We start from the raw sequence: 6,908 nt of genomic DNA, 5'->3' as shown, positions 1-6,908 counted from the left end.
CTTGCCCGAGACCGACGTGGAGATCATCGCGGCGACCACGCCGGTGGACACCATCCAGTTGCACAGCACGCCGCGGATGAACAGCGTCAGCATCCCGGCGGCGCCGTGGTCCGCGTAGCCGACCGTCCGCCCCTCGCCGATCTTGCCGATCGCCTGGCCGACCGGATTGGGGTCCACGGTGAAGGCGTACGTGAACGTCACCGCCATCATCACCGCCACCAGGAACGCGCCGGCGAAGTTGCCGATGAACACCAGCCCCCAGTTGCGCAGCACGAGCCGCGGCCGTACGCCGGGCCGCTTGTCGATCAGCGCAAGCGGCACCAGCGTGAACACGCCGGTCAGCAGGTCGAACCCGAGCAGGTAGAGCAGGCAGAACCCGACGGGGAAGAGCAGCGCCCCGGCCAGCGCCTCGCCGGTCTGCACGGTCACGGTCACCGCGAACGCCGCGGCGAGCGCGAGGATGGCCCCGGCCATGAAGGCGCGGATCACCGTGTCGCGCGTGGACATGAAGACCTTGGACTCGCCCGCGTCGACCATCTTCCCGACGAGTTCAGGTGGACTCACGTACGACATGAAGTCACTCCTCCGCTGGGGCAACTGGTAGGTGGCATGGGCCGTCTGGCTTGCCGAGACCGGGGTGCGATCCGGCGATCGTGGGCACAGCGGTTTTCCCACCGATGACAACGCGGGGAACAAGTGGTCAAGGCTCTCTCACCTTCGTGGAATGCGGCGGTGAGAATCCAGGGCTATTTTGCGCGGTTTCCGGGCGTGTCACGCTACCGCGACGACTGCTCGCACGGCACGGGGAAGTGCCTTGAGGACAACGGTTTTCGGCAGGTTTGTGCGGGGCCACAGCACGCGCCTTTTCGGGACTATTCCGCGACACCGGGAAGGCGGCGAAGCCGACTCTCCGCAGCGGCTACTCGCCCGGTTCCGGGCATCGGACACGCGGTTCCTCGGCCGAACATTTTCGCGTGGCAAGGGCACTTCGCGAAGACGGGAGCGCGGTACGGCACTTCGCGAAGGTATGTGCACGGCAAGGCACTTCGCGAAGACGGGAGCGCGGCACGGCACTTTTTTGCAGACAAGGTTCGTGTGGACCCGGCCCTGCCGCGGACATGCGCACGGCCCGCCGCGGGGGAGTTTGCGGCGGGCCGTGCCTCTCTCTTTCCCGGGGGTGGGACACCCCCCGGGGACGACGCTCAGTGCGCGCCGACTCCGGTGAGCGAACGCACCTCCAGCTCCGCGTACTTCTGCTCACTCGCGCGGTCGCGCGACAGCATCGTGCCCAGCCACCCGAGCAGGAAGCCGGCGGGAATCGAGATGATGCCGGGGTTCTCCAGGGGGAACCAGTGGAAGTCGCTGCCCGGGACCAGCGACGTGGGGCGTCCCGAGCCGACCGGGGAGAAGACCACCAGGCCGACCGAGACCACCAGTCCGCCGTAGATGCTGCACAGCGCGCCCGTGGTGTTGAAGCGTTTCCAGAACAGGCTGTACAGGATCGTCGGCAGGTTCGCGGACGCCGCCACCGCGAACGCCAGCGCCACCAGCGCCGCGGTGTTGAGCTTGTCGGCGAACATGCTGAGCACGATGGCCACTCCGCCGATCGCCACCGCGGACAGCCGCGCCGCGGCCACCTCTTCCTTCTCGGTGGCCTTGCCCTTGCGGATGACGTTCGCGTACAGGTCGTGCGCGAAGGACGAGGAGGACGCGAGCGTCAGTCCCGCGACCACGGCGAGGATGGTGGCGAACGCGACCGCCGAGATCACCGCCAGCAGGATCGCCCCGCCCGTGGACCCGGCCCCGCCGCCGACCTCCTCGGCGAGCAGCGGCGCCGCGGTGTTGCCGGACGCGCTGGACTTCTTGATCTCGTCCGAGCCGACCAGGGCCGCGGCGCCGAAGCCGAGCGCGATGGTCATCAGGTAGAAGCCGCCGATGATGCCGATCGCCCACAGGACCGAGGTACGCGCGGCCCGTGCCGTCGGCACGGTGTAGAAGCGCACGAGGATATGCGGGAGCCCGGCGGTGCCCAGCACGAGCGCGATGCCCAGGCTGATGAAGTCGAGCTGAGTGGTGGCGTCCTTGCCGTACTTGAGCCCGGGTTCCAGGAACTTCTGGCCCTGGCCGGACGCGTCGGCGGCGGACCCGAGCATCGACGAGATGTTCCAGTCGAATTTGAACAGCACCAAAATCGTCACCAGCAGCGTGCCGAGGATGAGCAGCACGGCCTTGATGATCTGCACCCAGGTGGTGCCCTTCATGCCGCCGACCGTGACGTACAGGATCATCAGCGCCCCGACCAGGGCGATGACCCAGCGCTTGGCGCCGTCGCCGGACACGTCGAGGAGCAGCACGACCAGCGAGGCCGCGCCGACCATCTGCGCGATCAGGTAGACGATGGACACGACGATCGTCGAGATACCCGCGGCGGTACGCACCGGCCGCTGGCGCATCCGGAACGCCAGGACGTCGGCCATCGTGAACCGGCCCGAGTTGCGCAGCGGCTCGGCGACCAGCAGCAGCGCGACGAGCCACGCCACCAGGAAGCCGATCGAGTACAGGAAGCCGTCGTAGCCGGACAGCGCGATCAGGCCCGCGATGCCGAGGAACGACGCCGCCGACATGTAGTCACCGGAGATGGCCAGGCCGTTCTGGAACCCGGAGAAGGACCGGCCGCCCGCGTAGAAGTCGGTCGCGTCCTTGGTCTGCCGGCTCGCCCACACGGTGACGGCGAGGGTGGCGAAGACGAATGCCAGGAACAGGCTGATGATGAGCGCGCGGTGGTCCCCGGCGTTGCTGGTGGCGGCGAACGTCATCGCACCTCACCTCCGGCTGCGGCACCGGTGTCCGCGGCGGCGGCCGCGCCGTCCATGCGCTCGCGCACGGTGGCGGCGGCGGGGTCGATGTGGGTGCGCGCGTACCGGGAGTACGCCCACGCGATGAGGAAGGTGGTGACGAACTGCAGGACCCCGAAGACGAATCCGAGGTTCACGTTGCCGATGACCTCCGTCCCCATGAAGTCGCGGGCATAGACGGCAAGGAGCACGTACAGCAGGTACCACGCGCAGAACGCCACCGTGACCGGGAACGCGAAGGAGCGGAACGAGCGCCGCAGCTTCCGGAAGTCGTCGCTCGCCTGCACGGCGAGCGGCCCGTCCGGATTCCCGGTGCCGCCGCCCGCCGCGGCGACCGCGGGAGACCCGGGGGACCCGGGGGACGCGGGGGACTCGGAAGACGCGGGGGACTCGGGAGACTCCGGAGATGCGGGGGATGCGGCCGCGGGGGGCGCGCCCGCACCCCCGGGCGGCGGTCCGTCGGTACCTGGGGTCCTGCGCATCTGTCCTCCTCGACCGCGGTCGGTCGGTCGGGAGCCGACCGGACCGCCAGGGCGTACGGACCGAACCTGACGCGGCGTCACGCTAGCGGCGCGGGGCGTGCCCGCGGGACCGGGCGGGGCACGCCGTGCGGCGAGCGGACCGGCCGGTGCGCCCGCCGGTTGCCCTGATGCGCCGAACGGTGCCAACGGTGCGCCGAACGGTCAGCGCGGCGACAGGCCCAGCGACTCGGGAGCGTGCAGCCGGGCCAGCGCGCGGCCGGCGCCTTCGGGGATGTGCCGTCGCGTCAGGTACGACACCCCGACCATGACCGCGAACGTCAGCGGCACCGTCCACGCCGCCGGGCGGCTCAGCAGAATGGCCGCCCAGCCCTCGTCCGGCCCGCCCGCCATCGTCAGCACGACGGCGGCCATCGCGGTGCCTCCGCCCACCAGGAGCCCCGCCGCCGCGCCCTGCGGGGTCAGGCCCCGCCACCAGATGCCGAGCAGCAGCAACGGGCAGAACGACGAGGCGGCCACCGCGAATGCCAGGCCCACCACATCGGCCACCGAATAGTGGGTGGCGATCAGCGACAGCAGGCACGGCACCGCCGCGGCGGTGACACCCGACAGCCGCAGCGTCAGCAGCTCGCGCCGCGCGGGCCGGGCGACCGCCTCCCGGGCGCCGCCCCGACCACGATCCGCCCGCCCCCGTTCGATCTCCTGCGCGAACACCCCCGCCACCGACATCGTCAGCCCCGACGCCGTGGACAGGAACGCGGCGAACGCCCCGGCGAGGACGAGCGCACCCAGCAGCGTGCCCAGGGTGCCGCCGACCACGCGGCCCGGCAGGAGCAGCACGGTCGCGTCCGTGCGGCCCGTCATCAGCAACTCGGGTGTGTAGATGCGGCCGAGCAGCCCGTACAGCGGCGGCATGAGGTAGAAGACCGACAGCAACCCCAGCACGTTGCGCGTCGTGCGCCGCGCGGACGGGCCGTCCGGGCTGGTGTGGAAGCGGACCAGCACGTGCGGCAGGCCCATGGTGCCCAGCAGGGTCGCGACGAGCAACGAGTAGGTGGCGTACAGGGGGTGCTCGGTGCCGGCCAGCGGCAGCGTCCACGAGCGGCCCTCGCGCGGCGGCGTGCCGACCGGGTGCGGGACGTCGGCGCCGGCCGGGAACGTCGCCCTGGCACCGTCCGCGAACCGGTGCGTCCCGGGCGTGAGCAGCACCTGCCCGCCGTCGTACGGGCGGTCGTCCAGGTGACCGCGCACCGTCACCACAACCGGTTCGGTGACCCGGATTTCGACCGGTTGGCGGATCGACACCGTCGTCGTCTCACGGAACCGCGGCGGCGCGTCGGAGTCGGGCCAGGGCGCCCCGTCGGCGCGCCACGCCAGCAGCAGGAAGACCACCGGCAGCGCGATGGCGGTGAGCTTGAGCCAGTACTGGAAGGCCTGCACGAGCGTGACGCTGCGCATGCCGCCCCAGGCCACCACCCACACGACGACCACCGTCACGGTCACCGGGCCGGCCCACAGCGGGGCGCCGGAGACGGTGCGCAGCGTCAGACTGGCGCCCTGCAACTGCGGCAGCAGGTACAGCCAGCCGATCAGCACGACCATGACCGCGGCCAGCCGCCGCACCCGCACCGACCCGAGCCGCACCTCGGCGAAATCGGGGAGCGTGTACGCGCCCGAGCGCCGCAGCGGAGCCGCGACCAGCGCCAGCAGCACCAGGTAGCCCGCCGTGTAGCCGATGCCGTACCAGAGCATGTCGGCGCCGAACGCCAGCACCAGGCCGGCGATCCCCAGGAACGACGCCGCCGACAGGTACTCCCCGCCGATCGCCGCCGCGTTCCGCATCGGCGAGACCGTGCGCGACGCCACGAAGAAGTCCGAGGTCGCGCGGCCGGGCCGGAGTCCGTGCACGCCGAACAGCGCCGTCGCGGCGCACACCAGCACGACGGCGACCAGCGGGTGCCCGGAGATCACCCGAGCCGCTCCGGCGCTGCCCCGGACCCGCTGCCGGGACGGTCCATCAGATTGGCGAAATCCCGCTCGTTCGCCTCGGCCTGACGCGTGTTCAGGATGCCCAGCAGCACGAAGACCGGGTGCGGCGCCACCGCGACCAGCAGCCACGGGACCGGTACGCCGCCCGCCGTCGCGTCGCGCAGCTCGGGCACGGTCGCGCAGGCCAGCGGGATGCCCGCGAGCAGCACCACGAGCGCGCCGACCACGGCGAGCCCGAGGCGCAGTTGCGTGCGCATCAGCGACCTGAGATAGAGGTCGCCGAGGCGGGACGGGGCGCCGAGGTCGTCGGCGGTGGCGGCGTAGGGCGGGCGGCCCGGGTCGCCCGCCGCCCCGGTGGGTCCGCCGCCACCTCCCGTGGCCGCCCGGGACAGCGCCGCGAGGGTCCGCGGATGCGCCACCACCTCCCGGCGCGGCGGGAAATCCGTCGGCTCCCGGAACTCCCGTGCGATGTCGGGTGTTTCGGCGGCCTCAGCCATGCCCCGCCGATCTGGCCGCCGAGGTGCCCGCGTCGGGCCGGAAGCCGGGCGGGGTGTCCGGTCCGACGCGGACCAGGACGTCGCGGACGCCGCGCGTGTGCCGGCGGCTGATCGGCAGCACGAAGTCGGCGACGCGCACGAACGCGCGCCCGGACTCCAGGCGCAGTTCGCGCACGTGCCGCACCGCGACCAGGTGCCTGCGGTGGATGCGGATGAACCCCGCGTCCGCCCAGCGTTCCTCGAGCGTCGCCAGCGGCGTGCGGACGAGGTGGCTCCCGGCGGCGGTGTGCAGGCGCGCGTAGTCGCCGTGGGCCTCGACGTACATGACCTCGCTGCGGCGGACGAAGCGCGTCACACCGGCGAGTTCGACAGGGATCACCTCGTCGTCGGGGGAGCCGCCGGTGGACGTGCCGTTCGACCCGTCGGCCGACACGCCCGCCGACCGGCCTGCCCGTACATCGTTCGGCACGCCGTGCGACCAGGCCGCGGGTCCCGAAGGCCGCGCGCCGGAGCCGACGGAGCCGACGGAGCCGACGGAGCCGACGGAGCCGACGGAGCCGACGGAGCCGACGGAGCCGACGGAACCGCCGGAGCCGCCGGGTCCGCCGGGTCCGGCGGGTCCGACCGGTCCGTGAGGTCCCGCCGGTTCGAGCGTGTCACGCGGGCTCGCGGCGGTCCCGGCGGCCTGCCCGGCATGGGCCGCGACCCGGCGCACCGCCTCCGCCAGGCGGTCCGGGTGGATCGGCTTGAGCAGGTAGTCGACGGCGCGCAGCGCGAACGCGTCGACCGCGAAGTCGTCGTGCGCCGTCACGAAGACCACGCTCGGCGGGTCCGCGAAGCGCGAGGCCACCCGGGCGACCGCGGCCCCGTCCAGGCCCGGCATGCGCACGTCCAGGAACAGCGCCCCGAACGGCCGGCCTTCGGCGAGCGACCGGTCGAGCGCGAGCAGCGCCGCGGCGCCGTCCCGCACCGGCTCGACGTCCGTCACGCGAGCGTCGCGGCGCAGCAGGTACGTCAGCTCCTCCAGCGCCGGAAGCTCGTCGTCCACGGCCAGAATCCGCAGCATACGGGGCAGGCTAGCCGTGCCG

At 72.5% G+C, this 6,908-nt stretch carries 6 protein-coding genes; all 6 read right to left on the bottom strand.

Annotated features, from left to right (window positions below; all coding sequences use genetic code 11):
- On the bottom strand, positions 1 to 573 hold a 573-nt coding region (locus AB0C36_RS23415), incomplete at its 3' end, for a formate/nitrite transporter family protein (protein ID WP_358356968.1).
- Between the two features lie 629 nt (positions 574 to 1,202).
- Complete coding sequence (locus tag AB0C36_RS23410; protein WP_358356966.1) at positions 1,203 to 2,816, bottom strand: monocarboxylic acid transporter; 1,614 nt, start codon at positions 2,814 to 2,816, stop codon at positions 1,203 to 1,205.
- Positions 2,813 to 3,142 carry a DUF485 domain-containing protein gene (locus tag AB0C36_RS23405; protein ID WP_358356972.1) on the bottom strand — a complete coding sequence of 110 codons (330 nt, stop codon included), beginning with the start codon at positions 3,140 to 3,142 and terminating at the stop codon, positions 2,813 to 2,815. The genes AB0C36_RS23410 and AB0C36_RS23405 overlap by 4 nt, the downstream gene beginning before the upstream one ends.
- Before the next feature lie 396 nt (positions 3,143 to 3,538).
- Positions 3,539 to 5,305, bottom strand: coding sequence for a sodium/solute symporter (locus tag AB0C36_RS23400; protein WP_358356964.1), 1,767 nt, complete (start codon positions 5,303 to 5,305; stop codon positions 3,539 to 3,541).
- Positions 5,302 to 5,820: a hypothetical protein gene (locus tag AB0C36_RS23395; RefSeq protein ID WP_358356962.1), complete on the bottom strand. Its 519-nt coding sequence runs from the start codon at positions 5,818 to 5,820 to the stop codon at positions 5,302 to 5,304. Before AB0C36_RS23395 ends, AB0C36_RS23400 begins: the two co-directional genes overlap by 4 nt.
- Positions 5,813 to 6,886 (bottom strand): LytR/AlgR family response regulator transcription factor, encoded by a 1,074-nt coding sequence (locus AB0C36_RS23390; protein WP_358356960.1) that lies wholly within the window; start codon positions 6,884 to 6,886, stop codon positions 5,813 to 5,815. Before AB0C36_RS23390 ends, AB0C36_RS23395 begins: the two co-directional genes overlap by 8 nt.
- Positions 6,887 to 6,908 lie beyond the last annotated feature (22 nt).

Origin of the sequence: Streptodolium elevatio (genome assembly GCF_040649515.1) — a bacterium.
Classification (GTDB): Bacteria; Actinomycetota; Actinomycetes; order Streptomycetales; family Streptomycetaceae; genus Yinghuangia; species Yinghuangia elevatio.
Note: the sequence above shows the minus strand (reverse complement) of the source record. Positions and strands in the feature narration are given on the sequence as shown.

Bases quoted from the DNA above. Each gene is read 5' to 3' on its own strand.
- AB0C36_RS23410 (WP_358356966.1), bottom strand. From the start codon at position 2,816: ATGACGTTCGCCGCCACCAGCAACGCCGGGGACCACCGCGCGCTCATC.
- AB0C36_RS23395 (WP_358356962.1), bottom strand. From the start codon at position 5,820: ATGGCTGAGGCCGCCGAAACACCCGACATCGCACGGGAGTTCCGGGAG.
- AB0C36_RS23390 (WP_358356960.1), bottom strand. From the start codon at position 6,886: ATGCTGCGGATTCTGGCCGTGGACGACGAGCTTCCGGCGCTGGAGGAG.